The 209-nt window shown below is 84.2% G+C and carries 1 pseudogene; it reads left to right on the forward strand.

Annotated features, from left to right (window positions below):
• A pseudogene (locus tag A4V12_RS34020) lies at positions 1–209 on the forward strand (hydrolase); the annotation flags it as partial.

A 209-nucleotide genomic window follows, 5' to 3' on the forward strand; every position in this document is an offset into this window, starting at 1 on the left:
GCTCGCTGCGCGGGCTGGCAGACCTGACCGCGGTCGCCGTGCCGCGGCTGCTGACCGGCGTGGCGGGCGCGGGCGGGCTCGCGATGCTGCGGGACGCGGGGAAGATGGGCGCCGGGGTGGTCGGCGGGGGCCCGGGCCTGGACCCCGACCCCGCCGGGTACGCGGGGGCGGTCCTGGAGGGGGGGGGCGGGCACCGCCGCCCGGGGGGC

Source organism: Streptomyces noursei (assembly GCF_001646665.1).
Lineage (GTDB): Bacteria > Actinomycetota > Actinomycetes > Streptomycetales > Streptomycetaceae > Streptomyces > Streptomyces lavendulocolor.